The 485-nt window shown below is 61.0% G+C and carries 1 pseudogene; it reads right to left on the bottom strand.

The features are described from left to right. Positions 1-485, bottom strand: a pseudogene (locus Phpb_RS14585) (type VI secretion system membrane subunit TssM); the annotation flags it as partial.

Genomic DNA, 485 nt, shown 5'->3' with positions numbered 1-485 from the left:
TAGCGGCCGGCCAGGTAGGTCTGGTACTGTCTGACGACGGTATCGTGCCATTCGATTTCCAGCGAGCTGATGGCTTCCTTCATCACCACTCGCCAGGCCTGTTCGGCGAGTTCGCCGACCCAGCGATTGAGCGGTTCCGGCAGGTTTTTCGCCAGCTGCTGGACTTCGAAAATCGGGTCGCTGTTATGCTGTTCAAGCCGCTGCTGAACGGCGCTCAGGGCGGCTTTACCCGGTACCGGCGCGTTCTGAATCGTCAGCAGGTAGCGGTGCAGGTCCACCAGTTTCTGATAAACCCCCTGCAAGGTGCTGTTTTTATCCCCGTACTCCACCAGCACCGCGGTTTCCGGCGCGAATTCCCGGTGAATACGCGCCCGCAGACGGTAATCCGGGGTGTCGCGTAACCGCTGCTGGGCTTTGGCCGGCAGCGTCTCGTCAATCTCCGGCAGACGGGTGTTGTCGCTGAGGATTTGCAGGGCGCGGCTGAT

This window comes from Photorhabdus namnaonensis (assembly GCF_001684335.1).
GTDB lineage: Bacteria > Pseudomonadota > Gammaproteobacteria > Enterobacterales > Enterobacteriaceae > Photorhabdus > Photorhabdus namnaonensis.
The sequence above is the reverse complement of the archived record's forward strand: the minus strand, read 5'-3'. Positions and strand labels throughout refer to the sequence as shown.